A 23,740-nucleotide genomic window follows, 5' to 3' on the forward strand; every position below is an offset into this window, starting at 1 on the left:
TAGAATATACACATGGACTTACACGAAGCACTTTCTGATTACAAGCTTAATTTATCTCTTGTAGAAAACAAATCCAAGAAAACGATTGAAGCTTATATGTCAGATCTTACACACTATATCAATTATTTGAATCAGAAGAATATCAATAACGTTGAAGAGATAACGATCTTAACCGTAGATAATTATCTAAATTCTTTGACTAAAGAGTATTCATCCAATTCGATCAATCGTGTTCTAGCAAGTGTTCGTTCATTTCATAAATTTATCAGTTTGAACCATGAATCAATCAAGGATCCAACACTTTATATCCATACTCATAAGCATAATGAACATTTACCGATCTATGCTTCTGTACAAGATTTAAAAGTATTATTTGACTCCTTTTCCAACAGCGATATAGACATCTATCATAAGACCATCTTACTCACTTTATACAGCTGTGGTCTACGTGTCAGTGAACTTTGTTCCTTGAAACGTAATGATGTCCATTTAAGTGAAAAAATCTTAAAAGTTACTGGAAAAGGGGATAAAGAAAGGATCATTCCTATCGTGGATGCCTGTGTTCAACAAATGGAGCTCTATCTAAACCTTGTTCGAAAAAATTGGCAAAAGAAAACTCTTCCTAATTTTTTTATCAATCAGTATGGACGTGTATTAACAAGACAATATGTCCACAATCTGATCAAAAAGAAATGTGAAGAATGCAACTTGAACCCCAATCTTTCTGCACATAGTTTTCGCCACAGTTTTGCAAGCCACCTTTTGGATGGCAATGCCGATTTAAGGATCGTACAGGAACTATTAGGACACAGTGATATTCAAACAACACAAATTTACACTCACATACAAAATAAGCGTTTAGTAAATGCATATGATAATGCATTTCAAAGTTTTAAGAAGAAGGAGGACGATTAATATGTCATGTGAAGGATGCCCAAATCATGGAAATTGTAATAAAGATGCTTCTACTTGTTCAGTAGAAACAAACCCTAAAAACAACATCAAAAAGATCATAGCCGTCATGTCTGGTAAAGGTGGAGTTGGAAAATCAACCATTACTGTCATGTTGGCAAAAGCTATGGCTAAAAAAGGATTAAAAGTTGGTATCATGGATGCCGATATCACAGGTCCTAGTATTCCTCGTCTACTGGATGCAGCCGATGAACAAGCGTATGCGACAAAAGACAATGAAATTATTCCTATTGTTACTGAGGAAGGAATCAAGATCATGTCTTTGAACTATTTGATGAAAAATGAAAGTGATCCTGTTATCTGGCGTGGACCAGTCATTGCAGGTGTTGTAAAACAATTTTACACAGATGTATTATGGGAAGAATTAGATGTGTTATTGATCGATATGCCTCCTGGAACAGGAGATGTTGCCTTAACGATCATGCAGTCATTGCCAGTACAGGGAATCGTGATGGTTTCTACACCACAGCCAATGGTTTCTATGATCGTCAGCAAAGCCGTACATATGTGTGAACAATTACAGGTACCTGTATTAGGCGTTATTGAAAATATGGCTTATCTGGATTGTCCAAACTGTAATGAACGCATCGAATTCTATGAAACCGGAGAACTTCATCAGTTCTTTGATGAAACTGGCTTAAAATTATATGGTACATTGCCAATGTTGGATCTGATTCGCGATATCAACAAATATGGATCCTATACAGACAAACAAAAAGAAGTTGCTGATTCATATATGAGCGATATTGCCGATGAAGTATGGCAGGATGTAAATGAATAATTGTCAGATCATATACAAAGACATTAAGAAAATGTATCTTAGGATCAAAGATAACACGATCGTGATCACTTGTCCTAAACATACATCTAAAAGAACAATAGAAAACTTTATTCGTTCAAATCAAGATTGGATACAAAAAAGAATGAACGAGAAACCATTTACTGTCAATCATTCTGTTATCCAGATTTTGAATGAATCTTACACCATCAATTTTATAGAAGATTCTAAAGTGATGCTTGTTGGAAATAAGATCTATACACCAAATGATCAAAAATCTTTTGATCACTTCTTAAAAACATATGTCAGTCCTTATTTTCAGGATCGTTTCTATGAAATCTGTGAAGCACTGCAGATTTATGATTTGAATCTTAAGCTGGCCTTTTATAAGTCCAAGTGGGGATCCTGCACTCCAACTAAAAAACAAATCTGTTTAAATCTAAATTTAGCTTATGCACCTTTAGAATGTATAGATGCGATCATTTATCATGAGCTGGCTCATTTGTATGTATTAAACCATTCACAAGCTTTTTACGATGTTCTCTTGAAATGGTGTCCAAACTATAAGGAAATCGTTAAACAACTCAAATATATCAAACCTTGTAAACTGGGGGAATCAAAATGAAATTAGGATTTATAGGTTATGGAAATATGGCAAGTGCCATTGCGAAAGGACTGGTATCTTTTAATGCAATCAAAAACACAGACATCTATGCCTGTGCTCGCAATTATGAAAAACTTAAAACCAATTGTGCTAAATTACAAATCAACGCCTGTCAAGATTCCACAAGCTTGATTACCCAAAGTGATATTGTTGTTATAGCTGTTAAGCCATATCAAATCGCTTCTGTTGTTGAACCAGTAAAAGACTTACTTTCAAATAAAATCGTAATTTCTATTGCGGCCGGCGTATATTTCGAAGACTACGAAAAACTATTAAATGAAAATACACCTCATTTATCTACGGTACCAAATACACCGATTTCTACAGGAAAGGGAATTATGATCTGTGAAGAAAAACACTCCCTCAATGAAGAACAATTGAACTTGTTCAAAGAAATCTTTGGAAAAATAGCTCTGTTGGAATTTGTGGATACAGACCATTTTTCAATTGCGGGAACATTATCTGGATGTACACCAGCTTTTACAGCTATGTATTTAGAAGCTCTTTCCGATGCTGGGGTAAAATATGGACTTACCCGTGAATCCAGCTATCGTCTAGCCGCTAAGATGATTGAAGGTGTTGGTGCTTTATACTTAGAAAATAAAGAACATCCGGGAATCATGAAAGATGCGGTTTGTTCACCTGGAGGTACTACGATCAAAGGTGTTAGCGAATTAGAAAAAACAGGCTTTCGCGGCAGTGTAATATCAGCCATTGATGCCATAGAAAAAAAGGACTAATGTCCTTTTTTTTATACATTAATATCGGCATGTAAACCTAGAGCCTGTTTTTCTTTTTCTAAAATTGGATCGATATAGTCTTTGAAGAACTCTTCTGTCTGTTGAACAGAACGACCAACAAAGTTAATTGGCTGCATGATTGATTCGATTTGTTCTTTTGTCAAACCAAATTTAGGATCAGCAGCAATACGATCGATCAAATCATTTGGTTTACCTTCTTCTTTAACAACTCTTCCAGCCGCCATAGAATGTGTACGAATCAATTCGTGAAGTTCCTGACGATCGCCACCATTTTTAACAGCATCCATCATGATATTTTCTGTAGCCATAAATGGAAGCTCTCTTCTTAAGTTAGCTTCGATAACTTTAGGGTATACGACCAATCCTTCCGTTACATTTAGATATAGATCCAATACACCATCAATAGCAAGGAAAGCTTCTGCAATACTAATACGTTTGTTTGCAGAATCATCCAATGTTCTTTCAAACCATTGGGTACTAGCTGTGATCGCTGGGTTAATTGAATCACTGATTACATAATTTGCCAAAGCAGCAATTCTTTCAGAACGCATTGGATTACGCTTGTATGCCATAGCACTTGAACCAATCTGATTCTTTTCAAATGGTTCTTCAATTTCTTTTAAGTGTTGTAATAAACGAATATCATTACTGAATTTGTGTGCACTTTGAGCAACTCCAACAAGTACCTGTAAAACTTGTGTATCGTATTTACGAGTATAAGTCTGACCGCTTACCGCAAAGTAGTTATCATAACCTAGCTTTTCACAGATTTTCTTATCTAAAGCTTTTACTTTATCTGTATCGTTTTCAAATAATTCCATGAAACTAGCCTGTGTACCAGTTGTACCTTTACAGCCTAATAACTTTTTATTGTCGAGTAAATGCTGGATCTCTAAATAGTCAAAATACAGATCCTGTGCCCATAAGGAAGCTCGTTTTCCAACTGTAGTTGGCTGAGCCGGCTGAAAATGCGTAAATGCCAAACAAGGAAGCTCTTTGTACTCTAGAGCAAATTTTTCTAAGCGATACAATACATTTACGATCTTCTTTTGAACAAGTTCTAATGCTTCATGCATGATAATCAAATCCGTATTATCACCAACATAACAACTTGTTGCACCTAAATGAATAATTCCTTTTGCCTTTGGACATTGCACACCATATGCATAGACATGGCTCATTACATCATGTCGTACCAAAGCTTCTCTTTCTTTGGCAACATCGTAATTGATATCGTCTTTATGAGCAATCAATTCTTCGATTTGTTCATCTGTAATATCCAGTCCAAGTTCTTGTTCTGCCTGTGCCAAAGCAATCCACAATCTTCTCCAAGTCTTAAATTTTTTGTCATTTGAGAAAATTTCCTGCATCTCTTTTGATGCATAACGTAAAGAAAGAGGGGATTGATAATATTGATTACTCATATCTTATTCACCAAATCCTAATCTTTTAAATACTTCTTTATAAGCTCCTTCTGGATCTCCCAAATCACGACGGAAACGGTCTTTATCTAAATGTTCACCTGTCTTGATATCCCAGTAACGGCAAGTATCAGGACTAATTTCATCAGCAAGAACAATCGTTCCATCAGCCGTCTTACCAAATTCAAGTTTGAAATCGATCAATTCAATTCCAATTCCCGCAAAGAATTCTTTTAAGAAATCATTTATTTCAAAAGCATATTTTGTAATCGTATCAATATCTTCCTGTGTTGCAGCTCCAATAGCTTTTGCCATATAAGAATTGATCAATGGATCTCCAAGATCATCATCTTTGTAGCTGAACTCAAGAGTTGAACATTTTAATTCTGTTCCTTCTTTGATACCCAGGCGTTTTGAAAAACTTCCGGCAGCTTTGTTACGAATAATCACTTCCAAAGGAATAATCGTAACTCTTTTTACAACAGTACGACGTTCATCTAACTCTTCGATGTAGTGTGTTGGAACGCCTTTTTCTTCCAATTTTTTCATCAAGAAGTTAGTCATACGATTGTTGATCGCACCTTTACCAACTATCGTACCTTTCTTCTGTCCATTAAATGCAGTTGCATCGTCTTTATAGTCAACGATTACTGCATTAGGATCGTCTGTTGCGTAAACTTTTTTAGCTTTACCTTCGTAAATCATGTCCAATTGCTTCATTTTCTTTCCTCCATTTTTAACGTTTATATTATACTAGTCATAATCTTACAATTCAATGCCAACTAGTGTATAATAATCGGGTAAAAGGAGTTATGATTATGCGAACTTTAGCCATACTAGCAACCAAGTTATCCGCACATATACTGCATTTGTTCCATCGTGGTGGCTCGCTTCCAGGAACAATTGGTTTAAAGATAGATTCAGATATATTAAAAGGTTTACGTTTTGAAGGACCAATCATTCTTGTAACTGGAACCAATGGTAAAACCAGTACAGCAAATATGATCACAGACCTGATGTCATATTCAGGATATAAAGTAATTTCAAATCGAAAAGGGGACAATCTTCGCCCTGGTATCGTGACTACGATTGTGACAAACTCAACGATATTAGGAAAGGTAAAAGCCAATGCACTTGTTTTGGAAGTCGATGAATTAAACATTCGTCACATTTTGCCTAATATTCCAGTCAGTGCTTTAGTCGTTACCAACTTCTTTAGAGATCAATTGGATAGAGCAATGGAAATGGAACGTTTGATTTCAACCATTGAATCAGTATTGCCAAACTATGATGGGGAATTGATCTTAAATGCCAATGATCCTAACGTTGTACGCCTTTCTTTAAAAGCACCTAAAGCACATGTTACATATTACGGAATCGAAGAAAACGATTACTCGCGTACAAGCACAAAAGAAGCAAGTGAAGGAAAATTCTGTCCTAAATGTAATGAGCGGCTTGTCTATGATTATTATCAATATTCTCATATTGGAAAATTCCATTGTCCAAACTGTGGATTTGCATCGCCAAAAGCCGATGTTTCTTTGGAAAATATAGATTTAATCAATCAAACTTTCACCAATGAAAAAGTCAAGTATAAAAATCCTTATGAAGGTATGTATTCCATGTACAATGCAGCTGCCGTAATGGCGTTGGCAAAATACTATCATATCGATTATTCATATGTTCAAAAGGTATTTGAAAGTGCACCTCAACCAAAGGGAAGAAATGAAAAATTTAACTTAAACAATCAGACATGTGTTCTTAACTTGATCAAAAATCCTACAGGTGCTAACGAAGTTATGAAAGTCATCGAAATGGATCCCTCAGATAAAAACATCTGCATTGTTTTAAACGATAATGATCAAGATGGAACGGATGTAAGCTGGATCTATGATACATTTTTTGAAAAATTGATGAAAGAGAGTACCAAAAAAATTGTTTGCAGCGGCCTTCGTGCCAACGATATGGCTTTACGTCTTTACTATGGCGGTTTCAAAGGAAAAATCTTGATTGAAACAGACCTGGATGCAGCCGTTAAGTCATGTATGGAAAAGAATATCGTAACATACTGTATCGCTACATATACGGCTTTATTGCCAACTCGAAATGCGATCTTGAAGGGAATGAAATAATATGAAACATAGTCTTAGAGTTTGTTGGCTATATCATGACATCATGGATCTTTATGGAGACAAGGGAAACATGATGGTCCTAAAAAAACGATGTGAAGATCGTGATATAGATTTTGTCTTAGATACATGTGGTATTGGTGAGAAAAAAAATCTATGTGATTATAACTTGATCTTTTTAGGAGGCGGGGATGATAAGACACAGTTTTCTTTGATTCCTGATTTACTCTCACGAAAAGAAAATATCAAACAGGCCATGGATGAAAACACCTTTGTTCTATTGATCTGTGGCGGATATCAATTATTTGGTCAGTATTATACCGCAAGTGATAATCAGAAAATCGATGGTTTGAAATTTTATGATTATTATACGGACACGGGAGCAGATCGTACTCGCTGTGTTGGAAACATCATCATTGAAGCCAATCTGGATGGAATAAAAACTCAGATCGTAGGATTTGAAAATCATGGTGGACAAACAAAAAATGTATCAAAACCACTAGGAAAAGTTTTATCCGGTTATGGGAATACATTTGATAGCGGATATGAAGGATTCTATGATGGAAAGATCTTAGGCACATATCTTCATGGACCATTGCTTCCAAAAAATCCTGTTGTTGCGGATTTTGTGATTACAAAGGCTCTTCAAAAAGATGATCCTGAATTTAAATTCGAAGATCTAAAACCGTTAGAAAATCCTTTTGATGAAGCGGCTAGAGATGTTTTATTTAAACGATTAAATGTAGAAAAAACGAGGTAGTGTAAACTGCCTCGTTATTCTATATTCGAATATCCCATTAGATATTCATCTACTTTTCTAGCACACTCAATGCCTTCATGAATGGCCCATACTACCAAAGATTGACCTCGTCTACAATCACCAGCTACAAATACCTTATCATCATTGGTTTGATGATTATTGGCCTCAAATGTATTGCGCTTGCTCATTTTGATATGTAAGGCATCTTGAACATAAGATTCTACACCTGTAAAGCCAGCCGCAATCAATAATAGATCGCATTTTAATTCTGTTTCACTTCCTGGAATTTGGACCATTTTTTTACCATCAAATTGAAGTTTTGTCGTTACGACATGAGTGATATGATTTCCTTTTTTTTTGATTTCTTTGATTGTGGTTTGGTAGATCCTTGGATCTTTATGAAATAATTCTATGCTTTCTTGTTGACCATAATCTGTTTTTAAGACCTTGGGCCATTCAGGCCATGGATTATCAAGTCTTCTTGTCATGGCAGGCTTAGGCATCATTTCTAGTTGTGTCACCGTTTTACAATGTAGACGAATGCTGGTTGCTACACAATCATTCCCAGTATCTCCACCACCTACGATCACAACGTTTTTTCCTTCAAGCGATATTGGCCGTTTGTTGGTTTCGATCATATCAGTGATTTCGCTTAGAAAATCGACGGCAGGATATATCCCCTCTATATCCTCATTTTCTAAATTTAGTTTTCGAGCCTGTTTTGCGCCACAACAAACAATGATCGCATCATGATCTTTATAAAGATTCTTAAATTCAATGTTATTTCCAATATCACAATTGGTATAAAATTGGATACCTTCCTGTTTCATCAGCTCAATTCTTCTTCGAATGATGGATTTATCTAGTTTCATATTAGGAATTCCATACATCAATAAACCACCTGGCTCTTTGTCTCTTTCATAAACTGAAACCTGGTGACCTCTTTGATTTAACATATAGGCAACGCTTAACCCAGCCGGACCACTTCCAATGACCGCATTTTTTTTATCTGTGCGAACTTTTGGCGGGTTGGCTTGAACCCAACCTTTTTCAAATCCGTTTTCTATAATATATAACTCATTATCATGGATCGTAACAGGTTGTCCATCATACCCATTTAAACAAGCTTTCTCGCATAGAGCAGGGCAAACACGTCCGGTAAATTCTGGGAATGGATTTTGTTTCAAAAGACGCTCAAGAGCTTCATATTCATGACCTTTGTATAATTCATCATTAAATTCACTGATTAAATTATTCAATGGACACCCTGTGACCATACCTTTTAATTCCATAGAGGATGAACAATATGGAACGCCGCAATTCATACATCGTGCAGCTTGCATCTTTCTTTGTTCTGGTTCTAGATAAAGTGTAAATTCACTAAAATCAACGACTCTTTTTATAGGAGATATCTTTTGATTCTCTTTGCGATCATATTTTATAAATCCATGTATATCTGCCATGTATTACACCTCCTTTTGTTCAAAGATTTCCTGGAATGCCTGTAACTCGGCTTCATTTTGACTAAAGCCCTTGTCACATAGTGACTTTATTTTCTCTTTGATTTTTAGATAATCATGAGGAATAATGACCTTGAAATCTTTTAAACTCTCTTCAAAGTTATCTAATAATTGTTTAGCAATTTGTGAACCTGTATATTGGAAGTGTTCCTTCATCAGCGCATGAATCGTTTCGATATCCGTCTTTTTTTCCACTTCATTCATGATGACCATTTCTTTATTCAATCGTTTATACAAATCATGATCTTTGTCGTATACATAGGCGATTCCACCACTCATACCAGCCGCAAAGTTTCTACCGGTCTTTCCTAAAAGCAAGGCAATACCACCTGTCATGTATTCCAGGCCATGATCTCCACAACCTTCACAAACGATCGTAGCCCCTGAATTGCGAACTCCAAATCTTTCTCCAGCAACACCTTGAATGAAAGCTTTTCCACTGGTTGCTCCATAGAGAGCTACATTGCCTATGATAATATTTTCGTTCGATTTTAATTTAGAATCTTTATGCAAAGAGGCAATAAGCTTTCCTCCAGATAAACCTTTTCCAAAATAATCATTAGCATCTCCAATTAAATGTAAAGTTATTCCTGAAGGAACAAAGGCTCCAAAAGACTGTCCGGCACCACCAACACATTTGATTTGATATGTATCTTCTTTTACATCATTTCCCTGGCTTTGTGTAATATAAGAACCAAATAGAGTACCTATTGAACGATTCGTACAATTGACTGCTACTTCTAATTGAGAGTTATTTTGCGTAAAATGAGGAATGATCATACGTTTATCCAGGGTTTCTTCTAGTTTAAAATCATACGTTTTCATCTCTTCATGATGGATATTCATATTGCTTGTTAAGATTTTTTCAAGCTCCAACAGTTCCTGTCTTGGTTTCAATTCTTTTTTGATCTTTAATAAATCCTGTCGTCCGATCATTTCATCAAGAGTATGCATTCCAAGTTCTGCCATGATTTCTCTTAGTTCTCTGGCAATAAAATGCATAAAGTTTATAACGTATTCTGGTTTACCTTTAAAACGTTTTCGTAATTCTTGGTTTTGTGTAGCCACTCCAAAAGGACAAGTATCCAGATTACATACTCGCATCATACGACATCCCATAACAACCAAAGGGGCAGTCGCAAAACCATATTCTTCTGCACCTAACAATGCGGCAATCGCAACATCTCTTCCACTCATCAATTTACCATCTGTTTCCAAAATAACGCGTGATCTTAAATCGTTATCAATAAGATCTTTATGGGCTTGAGCCAGGCCTAATTCCCAAGGCAGGCCTGCATGATGAATACTGCTTTGTCCTGCAGCTCCTGTACCACCATCATATCCGGAGATCAAAACAACAGTGGCACCAGCTTTGGCAACACCACATGCGATGGTTCCTACACCAGCTTCACTAACTAGTTTTACAGAAATTCGCGCTTTTTCATTAGCATTTTTTAAATCATAGATCAATTGAGCTAAATCTTCGATTGAATAAATATCATGATGAGGTGGAGGTGAGATCAGTGAGACACCTGGCGTAGAATGTCTTGTTTTGGCAATCCAAGGATATACCTTTTGCGCAGGCAAATGACCTCCTTCACCTGGTTTTGCACCTTGAGCCATTTTGATTTGTATTTCTTGTGCATTGATCAAATATTCACTTGTTACACCAAAACGACCACTTGCCACTTGTTTGATGGCGCTGTTTTCTTCTGTATGGAATCGTTTAGGGTCTTCGCCGCCTTCACCCGTATTGGATTTACCATGAAGACGGTTCATCGCAACCGCTAGACAGGTATGTGCTTCTTTAGATATAGATCCATACGACATTGCACCAGTTTTAAAACGTTTTACAATTTCTTCTTCAGATTCAACTTCATCTAAAGGAATAGGAGATGCATCTGTGAAAATTTCAAAGCTATCGCGCAAATTATGCATGATCTTTTTATTATGCAAACGATGGGTATATTGTTTAAAAAGCTGATAGTCATTTGTCTGGGCTGCTTGTTGAAGCAGGGTAATGGTCTTAGCATCGTATAAATGATCTTCGGTATGTCTACCATAACGAAGCTTGTGAAATCCAATTGAGTCTAAACTCATATCTGTTTTTAAACCAAGCACATCAAAGGCTCTTTTATGATGGTATGTTAAGTCTTCTTCAATTTGTTTTAAACCAATACCTCCAACCGTAGATATTGTATTGGTAAAATATTGATCAATAACTTCCTGACTGATTCCGACTGCTTCAAATATTTGGGCGGATTGATAAGATTGAAGTGTTGAAATACCCATTTTTGCGGCAATCTTTACAATTCCGTGTAGAACAGCTAAATTATAATCCTTAATCGCAATCGAAACTTCTTTATCCAAATTACCTTTTTCGATATTTTCTTCAATACATTCATGAGCCAAATATGGATAAATCGCGGTTGCCCCAAATCCTAATAAGCAGGCAAACTCATGTACAGTACGTGGTTCGCCACTTTCAAGTACGATCGATACAGACGTTCTTTTTTTTGTCTTGATCAAATGTTGTTCTAAACCTGAAATAGCAAGTAAACTAGGGATGGCCATATGACTTTCATCAATACCGCGATCTGATAAGATCAATATATTGGCTCCCTCATGATACGCTTTGTCGCATTTAACAAACAATTCTTCCATAGCCTCTTTTAATGGCATGCCTCGATAATACAATAGAGATATCACTTGAGGAACAAGCGTATTATTATTTAGATGTTTGATCTTATCCATATCTCTTGCATCCAGTATTGGATTGTTGATCTCTAAAACTTTACAATTATTTTTATTCTCTTTAAGTATGTTTCCATTTGGTCCTACATAAATAGTTGTATCGGTAATGATTTCTTCACGAATGGAATCAATTGGAGGATTGGTTACCTGAGCAAATCGCTGTTTAAAGTAATGAAATAGGGAAGGGTGAAGGTTACTTAAAATTGCTAAAGGAACATCGGTTCCCATGGAAAAGGTTGGTTCTTTTTGTATCCTGGCCATTTCCAAAATCAAATCATTTACTTCTTCATATGTATAACCAAAATATTTATATAGCGATTGTCGTTCTTGTGTTGTAAGCTTTACTGTTTTTTTATCGGTTGCCTTAAGATCTTTTAGTTTTAATAAAGAACCATCCAGCCATTCACCATAAGGATTGTTTGAAGCATATCGATCTTTGATTGTTTCATCGTCAATAATTTCTTTATTCTTGGTATCCACCAATAACATTTTTCCCGGCTGTAAACGTGATTTTTTTAATATTTTTTTCTCATCAACATCTAAGACACCAACTTCACTTGATAAGATCAACATATTATCGTCCGTTACATAATATCTAGCTGGTCGTAACCCATTGCGATCTAGGACTGCGCCTAAAACATCTCCATCACTAAATAAAATGGCTGCTGGCCCATCCCATGGTTCCATCATCGTAGCGTAATAATGATAAAAATCTCTTTTTAAGGAATCCTGTAAGGAATTCTTCCAGGCTTCAGGAATTGTGATCATGACAGCTTTAGCAAGTTCAATATCATTCATCATCAAAAACTCCAACGTATTATCTAAAATTGCCGAATCCGAACCTTTTGGATCGATCACTGGTAAGATCTTATTTTTGTTCTTATTTAGAAAATCTGAACTCATGCTTTCTTCACGTGCAAGCATACGGTTAATATTTCCTTGAATCGTATTGATTTCTCCATTATGGGCAATCAAACGATTTGGATGTGCTCTTTGCCAGCTTGGAGTCGTGTTCGTTGAAAAGCGGGAATGTACAATGGCAATTGTGCTTTTATAGTTTGGATCATCAAGATCTAGATAAAATTTTCTAAGTTGATCGACCAAAAACATTCCTTTATATACGATCGTTCGACAAGATAATGAAACTACATATGTATCTGGACAACTTTTTTCAAATTGTCTTCGTATTACATATAATAATTTGTCAAATTCAAGATCTGACGATACAAAATCTGGCTTCTTGATAAAGACTTGTTCTATATAAGGCATACAGGCAAGTGCCTTTTTACCTAAAATAGATGCATCTGTTTTGACCTTGCGCCAACCTAAGACTTCGCAGTTTTCATTAGAAACGATCGTTTCAAATAATCTTTTAGCTTGATTTCTTTCTAACATATGATTGGGAAAGAAAAACATTCCTACAGCGTAGTCTCTAGGTTTTTGCAGTTCAATATTTATTTCCTTACACACATGTTTAAAGAATGAATGTGATATCTGCAATAAGATACCTACGCCATCTCCAACTTTTCCGGTGGAATCTTTACCAGCTCTATGTTCTAATTTTTCGACGATCGATAATGCATTGTCCACTACATCGTGACTTACCTTACCGTCAATTTGAACAACGGCACCAATTCCACAAGCATCATGTTCATTCTTATAGCTCATAGTTTCACCTTTCTATTTATTTTGCACTGTCTCCATAATTTGCCAAGACCCTGGCAGATGGATCTAAGACATCACAGTTCTTCCATTCTTTATTTGGCATCCAGTATCCTTTAATCATGCTTTCTTGATTTGGATAGTATTTGTCAAAGATCTCTCGATATAAAAGGGATTCTTTGGTAAAGGGAGGTGCAAATGTATATTTTTTGATTTTTTCATGAAATTCTTCATTGGTATACCTTGTTTGTGCATACGCTTTAAGATCATCTACCAAAGAATGACCTACAGCATCAGAAAACGCAGCTTTTTCTCTCATCAGTATATGTTCAGGTAAAAGCGCATCTTCTTTAAATGCATAGCGAAGTAAGTATTTTCCTTTATTATAGGTATTCATCTTTAGTTCAGGATCGATCGACATGACATATTGAACAAAATCCAAATCACCAAAAGGAACCCTTGCTTCCATAGAGTTTGTACTGATACAGCGATCGGCCCTTAATACATCATACATATATAGTTCTTTCAAACGTTTTGCGCATTCTTGTTGAAAAGCTAGGGCATTTGGTGCATAGTCTGTATATTTGTAGCCAAATAATTCATCACTAACTTCACCAGTTAACAAAACACGGATATCAGTTGTTTCATGAATCTTTTTACAAAGAAGATACATTCCAATCGAAGCTCGGATGGTCGTTATATCATATGTAGCCAAGATCTGTATCACTTCTTCTAATGCGTTAATTACATCTTCTTTCGTTATAATAAACTCAGTATGAATGGAATGAATATATTCACTTACTTCTTTAGCATATTTTAAGTCAATGGCATCTTTTTTCATACCAATGGCAAATGTTCGAATTGGTTTATCATATATTCTTGAAGCAATAGCACAAACCAAACTGGAATCCAAACCACCACTTAATAAAAAACCTACTTTAGCATCGGCATCAAGTCGTTTATGAACTCCCTGTATCAAAAGATCATGAATTGGTTTGCATATAAAATCTAGAGTTCCACTTTTAAAAGAATCTACATGAGAGATATCTCTATAACAAACAAATTTTCCACCCTTATAATAATGTCCAGGAGGGAAGGGAATAATCTTTTTAACGATGGATATAAGATTCTTTGCTTCTGAAGCAAATATGATATTGTTGTTGGAATCGTATCCATAAAACAAAGGACGAATTCCGATCGGATCTCTAGCTGCAATCAATGAATCACTTTCATGATCATATAGGATCAAGGCAAATTCAGCATCCAATCTTTTAAACATTTCACATTTATATTCTTGATACATATATAATAGGATTTCACAATCACTGTCACTTTTAAATTGAATTCCTTTTTCTATATATGCATTTTTAATCTTTCGAAACTCGTAAATTTCACCATTACAAACCAGGGCGTCCTGATTTAACTGAAATGGCTGCATCCCTTCATCAGTGAGTCCCATGATTGCCAATCGTTGAAAACCAAGCATGCACGATCCAAAAGATTCGATCCTTTGATCATCGGGACCTCTTGACTTCGTTCTTTGCAGAGCTTGTATGAGTATATCTTTTGCATCTTTGTTTCCTTGATATCCAATTACGGTACACATAGTTATCTACTCCTTTAAAAAGAATCAGATCTACGTAAATAGATCTGATAGTATATTTAAATAATTCCAAACAATAGTTTTCCATAAGTAGGGAAAGGCCAATCTTGACTTGATACAATGCTTTCCATTTCATCACATGGTTTTCTTAATTGTTCCATATCTAAAATCAAAGTATCACGAACAAAGAAAGCAGCTTTTTCAAAATCATCGATTCCTTTTAACGTATCCACTGATTCTTGAAGTTTTAAAACGTTCTTATAAGCCTGTGTCAATAAGCTTGAAAGTCTGGTTAAATTAACTTCTTCATATTCTGTATCGATCAGTGTAGAAATATCCCGTTTAAGCTTTACACTTTGAGCTAAATGCTTGCTGTATTTCAAAGCAGCTGGAAGAATTTCTTTTTGTGCCATATTGATCATTGTTAAAGCTTCAATATTGATTGTCTTCGTGTATTCTTCCATCATGATCTCATAACGAGAATAAATTTCTTCTCGATTCAATACTTTATTACGTTCAAATAATTCGATATTCTTCTCATGTACAAAGTATGGAAGTGCGTCTGGTGTCGTACGTAGATTTAATAAACCACGTTTTTCAGCTTCCTGGATCCAGGAATCATCATATCCATTTCCATTAAAGATGATACGTTTATGATTCTTGATCGTATCCAGGATCAAAGCATGAAGTGTGCTTTCAAAATCATGGGCACTTTCTAAAATATCTGCATACTGTCTAAGTTCTTCTGCAATAGCTGTATTTAAACAAATATTACATCCCGCAATGGATGAAGCACTTCCTGGCATTCTGAATTCAAATTTATTGCCGGTAAAGGCAAATGGACTTGTTCGGTTTCGATCGGTCGTATCTTTTGTGAATTTAGGCAAGACGTGAGCTCCAATCTTCATAAACTCTCGATCTTTTCCATCATAACTAATACCTTTTTCAATCGCTTCTAATACTTCTGTCAGTTCATCTCCTAAGAAAATAGAAATGATTGCCGGTGGTGCCTCATTAGCTCCAAGTCGATGATCGTTTCCAGCGCTGGCCACACTTAAACGCAGCAAGTCTTGATATTCATCAACCGCTTTAATAATGGCACATAAGAAAAGTAAGAACTGTGCATTTTCATATGGTGTTTCTCCAGGTTCTAGTAAGTTGATCCCTGTATCAGTTGATAAAGAGAAATTATTATGTTTCCCTGAACCATTGATTCCTTCAAATGGCTTTTCATTCAATAAAGCGACCAAGCCATGTTTTTTTGCAATTCGCTGGATCAATTCCATGGTCAATTGATTATGATCAGTGGCAATATTGCTGGTAGAGAAGATAGGAGCTAATTCATATTGAGCCGGTGCAACTTCGTTATGTTCCGTTTTGACCAAAACACCTAATTTCCAAAGTTCAGTGTTCAGTTCTTTCATAAAAGTTTGAACCCTGGACTTGATCGTTCCAAAATAGTGATCTTCCATCTCTTGTCCTTTAGGAGCAGGTAAACCAAACAATGTACGACCCGTATAAATTAGATCCTTTCGCTGTTTGTATTGTTCGATATCAACCAAAAAGTATTCTTGTTCAGGTCCTACTGTGCTTTTGACCATCGTGACATCATCGTGATGAAATAAATGAAGGATTCGTAATGCTTCTTTATTGATAGCTTCCATACTTCTTAATAGTGGTGTTTTCTTATCTAGGGCATGACCTGAATAAGAACAGAAGGCAGTTGGAATGCATAATACATCGTTTTTGATAAAAGCATATGATGTTGGATCCCACGCGGTATACCCTCTAGCTTCAAAAGTGGCACGTAGACCTCCATTAGGAAATGAGGAGGCATCAGGTTCTCCTTTGATTAATTCCTTACCAGAAAATTCCATTATGACTTTTCCTTTTTCGCTTGGTGTGATAAAGCTATCATGTTTTTCTGCGGTCACACCGGTCATTGGTTGAAACCAATGTGTGAAATGAGTAGCCCCATTTTCTAAGGCCCATTCTTTCATAGCATGAGCTACCGCATTGGCAATCTTAATATTTAAAGGCTTTCCATCTCGGATCGTTTTTTGCAGCTCTTTAAATGTGTCTTTTGCAAGACGTTGCTGCATCTGTTCCTCATTAAAAACTTTACTTGCGAAAATCTCTGTGACGTTTGTTTTCATAGTATTCCTCCCATAAAAAAAGGGCAAAGATACCTATCAGCATCAAGCTAATTGGCACCTTTGCCTTTTCTATGTCGCTAATTATACGCATTTGAAATTCTTTGTCAACAAAAAAATGAAAATTTGTGAAAATTGTTGAAAGTATTATGTAAATTATGCTTTAATAACATACATATTAAAGGAGGCTTTACTATGTTTAATAAAGAAGAATGTCTTCGTTTTATCGAGGAAGAAAATGTGAAGTTCATTCGTTTAGCTTTTTTTGATGCGTTTGGAAATCAAAAAAACATTGCAATTCAACCAGATGCATTACCTAAAGCTTTTGAAAAAGGTATTTCATTTGATCGTTTTAATATAAAAGGATTTGATATCAAAGGAAAAGAGGATCTCTTCTTATTTCCAGATCCTTCAACACTGACAATATTGCCATGGCGTTCCATGGATGGTGCTGTCATTCGTCTTTATTGTGACATTAAAGATGCCAATGGGAATCTTTATTGTGAAGACACACGAAACTTATTAAAAGAAGCCGTCATGGAATTAAGATCGCGCAAATTGAACATTGATTTTGCGACACAGTTTGAATTTTATTTATTTCATATGGACGATAATGGGGTATCCACAAAAACACCAATTGATCATGGAAGTTATATGGACGTTTTTCCTAAAGACAAAGGCGAGAATATCCGTCGTGAGATATGTTTTAGTTTATCCGATATGGGACTCGAGCCTAAAGCTAGCCATCATGAAAAAGGGCCGGGCCAAAACGAAATTGATTTTAGAAAAAATGATCCACTTCAAGCTGCCGATGATGCCCAGACCTTTAAATGGGTCGTACGAAGTGTTGCATCGCTTCATGGCCTAGAAGCTGACTTTTCACCTAAACCTTTAAAAGATAAGCCAGGCAATGGAGTTCGAGTTCAAGTCTATCTAAGTGAACCTTCCAAAGTCAAAAGCTTTATTGCCGGCATCCTTGTTCATATCGAAGAAATGACATTATTCTTTAATCCTTGTAAACAATCATACGATCGCTTAAATCATGAAGGAGCTCCTAAATTTGTTGTTTGTTCATCAATCTTAAGAAATCAGCTTATCCGTTATCCTCAGTATCGTCAAGATATGTTTGAATGCCAATCATTGGATTCTACATCAAACCCCTATCTATCTTACATGTTATTGATTTATGCTGGACTTGATGGTATTGATTCTAATTTAGATTTAGAACAAGTACAAAAACATTACATTAATCGTACTTTACCTTCCAGTTTAAAAGAAGCAATGGATCTTGCCAGTAAAAGTGATTTTATCAAACAATATGTACCTGAATCAATTTTAAAAACGTATTTAAATGGTTCAGATGAAGACTTCTAAACAATCAGCCCTTTTGATCACACAATCAAAAAATATCATAGATACCATTCGATCGTTATTAGAAGTAAAAACAGATATTACCATTGTTCAAAGTTCACTAGAGGCCAAAAAACAATTGCGTACTCGCTCTTTTACCTACTGTATTGTCTGTCTAGGCATTGCAGATGGACATGGAATAAATTTAGCTGTCGAAGTCAGCTCTATGTATCATATTCCGGTCTGCTTGTTTGTAAAAAGAGAAATGTTTGACCAGGTTGTTTATAAGACACAAGAGCAGGAAATCTTTGTAAATGCGATTCCAACAAACTCGATGACGATATATCAAAGTATTTGTATGATTGAAACATATCTTCTGCAAAAGAACTATTATGAACAAAAAATTGCAAAATTAAAAAGACAAAGACAGGAGGATCGAATTATCTATCAAGCGAAACTTTATCTGATTCAGGACTATAATTGGAGTGAAGAAAAAGCTCATAAGTATCTAGAAAAAACAGCTATGGACACAAGAGTATCCATAACTGAAATCGCAAGATCATTATTATCCAGGCGAACTACTTAAGGTTTGCCTTTTTTGTTTGCATACTTTGTTTGATAAACGCTTTAAAAAGAGGATGGGCACGATTTGGACGTGACTTAAACTCAGGATGAAATTGAACTCCAATATAGAATGGATGATCTTTAGCTTCAATTGCTTCTACAAGCAGCTTATCGGGACTGGTACCTGAAATAAGCATACCATTGTTTTCAAATTCAACTCGATATTCATTATTAAATTCATAGCGATGACGATGTCTTTCTGAAATCATTGATTTTTGATAAATCTTTTCCAATAAAGAATCTTGTGCAATTGCACAAGGATAAGCACCTAATCGCATCGTTCCGCCTTTTTGGATTTTATCACTTTGGTTTGCCATAAAATCAATGATCGTATGTGTACTGGACTGATCAAATTCAAAACTATTGGCATCTTTATATCCTAATACATTTCGCGCAAAAGCAATTGCGGCTATCTGCATTCCTAAACAAATTCCAAAATACGGAATCTTGTGATCATACGCATAGGTTGCGATATCGATCATGCCTTGAATTCCTCGATGACCAAATCCGCCTGGTAAGATAATTCCTTGAATATCTTTAAATACGTGATCAAATTCTTCTGGTTTGACACTTTCAGAATCGATCCAATGGATTTTTACTTTTACATTGTTGTCAAAGCCGGCATGGATCAAAGCTTCACTAACACTTAAATAGGCATCATGAAACTGTACATATTTTCCAACCAATGCAATATTCACTTCACTTTTTAAATTTACAATTCGATCGCATAATTTTTTCCAATCATCTAGATCAGGTTCATTGCATGATAAATGTAAATGTTCCAGCACACGTTGTGCCATTTCTTGTTTTTCTAACATCAAAGGAACTTCATAAAGTGAATCTAAAGTAATGTTTTGGATCACACATTCTTTTTGTACATTGCAGAATAGCTGGATTTTATCTAAAACAGCCTCCGGAATGGGTTTATCACATCTGGCAATTATGATATCTGGAAGAATCCCATATGATTGAAGTTCTTTTACAGAATGCTGTGTTGGTTTGGATTTATATTCTTTACTACCTGAAAGATAGGGAACATATGTGACATGGATGAACAGACAGTTTTCATGTCCTACTTCTAATACCATCTGTCTAGCTGCTTCTAGAAAAGGCATGCTTTCAATATCACCAATAGTACCGCCAATTTCTGTTATGACAATATCTGCATCAGAACTTGAAGCTCCTTGTTTGATAAATAACTTGATTTCATCTGTAATATGGGGAATCACTTGAACAGTCTGTCCTAAATATTTTCCTTCTCGTTCTTTTTGAATCACGCTTTGATACACTTTACCTGTTGTCAAATTAGAGTATTGATTCAAATTTTCATCAATAAATCGTTCATAGTGTCCTAAATCAAGATCGGCTTCCAAACCATCATCGGTTACAAACACTTCTCCATGTTGAAAAGGAGACATTGTTCCGGGATCGACATTAATATAAGGATCTAGTTTTTGTGATGTTACCTTAAGACCTCGAGCTTTTAAGATACGTCCTAAACTTGCTGCCGTAATACCTTTTCCCAGACCAGAAACAACACCTCCTGTTACAAAAATAAATTTTGCCATAAAAACCTCCTTCAATTAAAAAAAGCGTCCACAAAAAGAGGGAATGCCCCTGTTTGTGAAACGCCTTTGTTTCTTTATTTTTAGATAATACATCTTTATTCTTTTGTGTGTCAATAAGTTTTTTTAAATGAAAATTTTTTATTGACACACTTAACAGAAAAGCATAAAATGCACACTATAATTCAAGGAGTTGAGTACTATGTTTGATGAATTACATGAAGAATGTGGTGTATTTGGTGCGTATCGAGTATCTTCAGCAGCAGCCTTATCGTATTATGGACTTCACGCTTTGCAGCATAGAGGGCAAGAAGGATGTGGCATTGCCGTTTCAGATGGAAAGAATATATCTTGTCAAAAGGGAAAAGGATTGATTTCAGAAGTTTTCAACGAAGAGTCTTTGTCTAAATTTAACGGAGACATAGCTGTTGGACATGTTCGTTATACAACAGCCGGTGGTAACACGATTGAAAATGTACAGCCATTTTTATCTGTTTCCCACAAGGGGACATTAGCCCTTGTACATAATGGGCAGATCGTAAATGCCAAAGAACTTCGCTGTAAAATGGAAGATGAAGGAAGCATCTTTCAAGGAACCAGCGACAGTGAAATCGTATTACATTTGATTCAACGACAAAAAGGTTCCTTACTAGAAAAAATACAAAAAACTGCGCAAATGATGGAAGGTGCCTTTGCCATTCTTGTCATGAGTGAAAACAGCATTTATGCCGTTCGCGATAAATATGGTTTAAGACCTTTATCATATGCCAAGGTTCAAGATGGATATTGTATTAGCTCAGAAACCTGTGCTTATGATGTTATCGCAGGAACAGATATCGTTGATATCAAACCTGGTGAAATCGTTAAATTTTCAGATGGAAAAGTTGAACACTTCAGCTATACAAATGATATCAAACATTGTTTATGTGCCATGGAATATATTTATTTTTCTCGTCCGGATAGTACCTTGGATGGAATTAATGTTCATCTTTTCAGAAAAAAATCCGGTGTATTGCTTGCTGAATACGATAAAGATCTAGAAGCGGATATTGTCATTGGTGTTCCAGATTCTTCAATCAGTGCCGCAAGTGGATATGCAGAAGCTAGACGATTGCCTTATGAAATGGGTCTTATCAAAAATCGATATGTAGCCAGAACCTTCATTCAACCAACACAGGAACTTAGAGATCGTGGAGTTCGTATGAAACTTTCTGCAATTCGCAGCATTGTCGAAAACAAACGAATTGTATTGATCGATGACTCCATCGTTCGTGGAACCACTTCTAAACGCATTGTTCGTCTTTTAAAAGAAGCAGGTGCCCTTGAAGTTCATATGCGTATTGCTTCTCCAATGATCTGTTCACCTTGTTTCTATGGCGTTGACACTTCCACAAAAGAAGAATTGATTGCTTCACGAATGAACGTGGACGAATTAAAAGAGTATATACAGGCAGACTCTTTGAAGTTTTTAAATGTTGAAGATTTATGTAAGATCAAAGGCGGTACAGGCTTATGTACAGCTTGTTTTGATAAGCAATATCCAACAGAGCTATATAGTTATAAAAAAATTGTTGAATAAAAATATAATTATGATAAAATGACATGCAGGAAAAATGTACAATTGTTGTACATTTTTTTGGGAGGTTTCTATGATACATAGTTTGTTAATATCTAAAAACACTATAACGACCTTCAAAAGCCCTTTTATCCTTGAAAGGAAAGGCTGTTTTTATCATTTTCATTAAGATTGGCAATTCTTGAATCAATTCATTGATTGCTGATCTTTTTTTAAGGCATGACGAATGATATTTTCATCATGTTTATCATAGAATCTGTTATAATTTATATGAAAAATCGTATATAGAAAGGACGAGCAACATGGAAAGATTATTAGTATTAGAAGATGGAAGTGTTTATCGCGGAAAAGCCTTCGGTAGCGATAACTTCCGCATTGGAGAACTGGTATTCAACACATCAATGACTGGATATCAGGAAATTTTAACCGATAATTCTTATTATGGACAAATTGTCATGATGACATATCCATTGATTGGTAACTATGGGATTAACCGTGATGATTATGAAAGCATTGATCCTGTGGTATTTGGTTTTGTGGTCAAAGATTATTGTGAAGAACCAAGTAACTGGAGATCTCAACAAAATCTTGACAGTTTCTTAAAAGCTCACAATATTCCTGGTATTTATGATGTAGATACAAGAGCAATCACATTAAAAATACGTGAAGAAGGTACAATGAGAGCCACATTATGCAATCCAGATGCAGATATCGATAAAGTGGTAGAAACGCTTAAAAATACCGATTATCTACATGATCAAGTTTCTCATGTGTCTACAAACAAAATTTATCCTGTTCCAAACACAGGGAAGAAAGTTGTTTTGATCGACTTTGGAGCAAAATTAAATATCGTCCGTGAACTTTCTAAACGTGGATGTGACTTGATTGTTGTTCCATATAACACTTCAAGTGAAACGATCATGAGCTTTCACCCAGATGGAGTTATGTTATCCAACGGACCTGGTAATCCGGAAGATCTTCCTGAAGTCTTGGATACCATTCGTGAATTGATTCCACAAACCGTCGTGTTTGGTATTTGTCTAGGCCATCAGCTAATTTCTTTAGCATGTGGAGCTAAAACATATAAATTAAAATTCGGTCACCGTGGAGGAAACCATCCTGTTATTAATTTAACTAACGGAACTATTGAAATCACATCTCAAAACCATGGTTATGCAGTTGATATAGACAGTCTGAAAGATACGCAGTTAGAAATGATTTATCAGGCTTTGAATGATAAGAGTTGTGAAGGTGTCAAACATAAACAATATCCATGTTTCTCTGCGCAATTCCATCCAGAAGCAAGTGCTGGTCCTCAAGATAGCCGTTTATTATTTGATATCTTTGTCGATATGATGAATGAGGTGAGTGAAAATGCCTAAGCGAACAGATATACACAAGATCCTGGTGATCGGATCGGGACCGATCGTGATCGGACAGGCAGCGGA

At 35.7% G+C, this 23,740-nt stretch carries 17 protein-coding genes; 10 read left to right on the top strand and 7 right to left on the bottom strand.

Annotated elements, in window-relative coordinates:
* Nucleotides 1-12: 12 nt before the first annotated feature.
* Genes PND65_RS07680 through proC form a run of 4 tightly spaced genes read left to right on the top strand, consistent with a single transcriptional unit; the run spans nucleotide 13 to nucleotide 3,154 of the window.
* Complete coding sequence (locus PND65_RS07680) at nucleotides 13-915, top strand: tyrosine-type recombinase/integrase (protein ID WP_195190860.1); 903 nt, start codon at nucleotides 13-15, stop codon at nucleotides 913-915.
* Nucleotide 916: 1 nt separating this feature from the next.
* A complete protein-coding gene (locus PND65_RS07685) occupies nucleotides 917-1,753 on the top strand; it encodes an Mrp/NBP35 family ATP-binding protein (protein ID WP_271991238.1) in 837 nt (278 codons plus the stop codon).
* Nucleotides 1,746-2,375, top strand: coding sequence for a M48 family metallopeptidase (locus tag PND65_RS07690; RefSeq protein ID WP_271991236.1), 630 nt, complete (start codon nucleotides 1,746-1,748; stop codon nucleotides 2,373-2,375). The genes PND65_RS07685 and PND65_RS07690 overlap by 8 nt, the downstream gene beginning before the upstream one ends.
* Nucleotides 2,372-3,154 (top strand): pyrroline-5-carboxylate reductase, encoded by a 783-nt coding sequence (gene proC, locus PND65_RS07695; RefSeq protein ID WP_271991233.1) that lies wholly within the window; start codon nucleotides 2,372-2,374, stop codon nucleotides 3,152-3,154. Before PND65_RS07690 ends, proC begins: the two co-directional genes overlap by 4 nt.
* An 11-nt stretch (nucleotides 3,155-3,165) precedes the next feature.
* Here proC and purB read toward each other — a convergent pair whose 3' ends face one another.
* Both purB and purC read right to left on the bottom strand, forming a co-directional pair.
* Nucleotides 3,166-4,599: an adenylosuccinate lyase gene (gene purB, locus PND65_RS07700; RefSeq protein WP_035403550.1), complete on the bottom strand. Its 1,434-nt coding sequence runs from the start codon at nucleotides 4,597-4,599 to the stop codon at nucleotides 3,166-3,168.
* 3 nt (nucleotides 4,600-4,602) lie between these two features.
* Nucleotides 4,603-5,316 carry a phosphoribosylaminoimidazolesuccinocarboxamide synthase gene (purC, locus tag PND65_RS07705; protein ID WP_015535942.1) on the bottom strand — a complete coding sequence of 238 codons (714 nt, stop codon included), beginning with the start codon at nucleotides 5,314-5,316 and terminating at the stop codon, nucleotides 4,603-4,605.
* Between the two features lie 98 nt (nucleotides 5,317-5,414).
* On the opposite strand from purC, the gene PND65_RS07710 reads away from it, so the two are divergent.
* Both PND65_RS07710 and PND65_RS07715 read left to right on the top strand, forming a co-directional pair.
* Nucleotides 5,415-6,728: a Mur ligase family protein gene (locus PND65_RS07710; RefSeq protein WP_087319272.1), complete on the top strand. Its 1,314-nt coding sequence runs from the start codon at nucleotides 5,415-5,417 to the stop codon at nucleotides 6,726-6,728.
* Between the two features lies 1 nt (nucleotide 6,729).
* Nucleotides 6,730-7,485 (top strand): type 1 glutamine amidotransferase, encoded by a 756-nt coding sequence (locus PND65_RS07715; protein ID WP_204715313.1) that lies wholly within the window; start codon nucleotides 6,730-6,732, stop codon nucleotides 7,483-7,485.
* A gap of 14 nt (nucleotides 7,486-7,499) precedes the next feature.
* On the opposite strand, the gene PND65_RS07720 is transcribed toward PND65_RS07715, so the two are convergent.
* From PND65_RS07720 to PND65_RS07735, 4 genes are read right to left on the bottom strand one after another with little or no spacing between them, the layout of a single operon-like run.
* Nucleotides 7,500-8,948 (bottom strand): glutamate synthase subunit beta, encoded by a 1,449-nt coding sequence (locus tag PND65_RS07720; RefSeq protein WP_271991231.1) that lies wholly within the window; start codon nucleotides 8,946-8,948, stop codon nucleotides 7,500-7,502.
* Nucleotides 8,949-8,951: 3 nt separating this feature from the next.
* Nucleotides 8,952-13,427, bottom strand: a complete 4,476-nt coding sequence (gene gltB, locus PND65_RS07725) for a glutamate synthase large subunit (protein WP_271991229.1) — start codon at nucleotides 13,425-13,427, stop codon at nucleotides 8,952-8,954.
* A gap of 16 nt (nucleotides 13,428-13,443) precedes the next feature.
* Complete coding sequence (asnB, locus tag PND65_RS07730; protein WP_271991227.1) at nucleotides 13,444-15,027, bottom strand: asparagine synthase B; 1,584 nt, start codon at nucleotides 15,025-15,027, stop codon at nucleotides 13,444-13,446.
* Between the two features lie 56 nt (nucleotides 15,028-15,083).
* Nucleotides 15,084-17,180: a glutamine synthetase III family protein gene (locus tag PND65_RS07735; RefSeq protein ID WP_035403563.1), complete on the bottom strand. Its 2,097-nt coding sequence runs from the start codon at nucleotides 17,178-17,180 to the stop codon at nucleotides 15,084-15,086.
* Nucleotides 17,181-17,372: 192 nt separating this feature from the next.
* Between PND65_RS07735 and PND65_RS07740 the strand changes: the two genes are divergently transcribed.
* Together PND65_RS07740 and PND65_RS07745 are read left to right on the top strand one after the other, a co-directional pair.
* The gene (locus tag PND65_RS07740) at nucleotides 17,373-18,551 is read left to right on the top strand and encodes a glutamine synthetase family protein (protein ID WP_015535933.1); all 1,179 of its coding nucleotides are present in this window, start codon (nucleotides 17,373-17,375) and stop codon (nucleotides 18,549-18,551) included.
* A complete protein-coding gene (locus PND65_RS07745) occupies nucleotides 18,538-19,113 on the top strand; it encodes an ANTAR domain-containing response regulator (protein ID WP_271991224.1) in 576 nt (191 codons plus the stop codon). Before PND65_RS07740 ends, PND65_RS07745 begins: the two co-directional genes overlap by 14 nt.
* Here PND65_RS07745 and PND65_RS07750 read toward each other — a convergent pair.
* On the bottom strand, nucleotides 19,106-20,719 hold the full coding sequence (locus PND65_RS07750; RefSeq protein ID WP_035403568.1) for a CTP synthase: 1,614 nt from the start codon (nucleotides 20,717-20,719) through the stop codon (nucleotides 19,106-19,108). The two genes, PND65_RS07745 and PND65_RS07750, sit on opposite strands and share 8 nt — an antisense overlap.
* Nucleotides 20,720-20,918: 199 nt before the next feature.
* Here PND65_RS07750 and purF point away from each other — a divergent pair, with 199 nt between their 5' ends.
* Entirely contained in the window at nucleotides 20,919-22,295 is a 1,377-nt protein-coding gene (gene purF / locus PND65_RS07755) for an amidophosphoribosyltransferase (RefSeq protein WP_087158442.1), read from the top strand.
* A 299-nt stretch (nucleotides 22,296-22,594) separates the two neighbouring features.
* Nucleotides 22,595-23,674: a glutamine-hydrolyzing carbamoyl-phosphate synthase small subunit gene (gene carA / locus PND65_RS07760; protein ID WP_204713112.1), complete on the top strand. Its 1,080-nt coding sequence runs from the start codon at nucleotides 22,595-22,597 to the stop codon at nucleotides 23,672-23,674.
* Nucleotides 23,675-23,740 lie beyond the last annotated feature (66 nt).

It is taken from the genome of Faecalitalea cylindroides, from assembly GCF_028321995.1.
Classification (GTDB): domain Bacteria; phylum Bacillota_I; class Bacilli_A; order Erysipelotrichales; family Erysipelotrichaceae; genus Faecalitalea; species Faecalitalea cylindroides.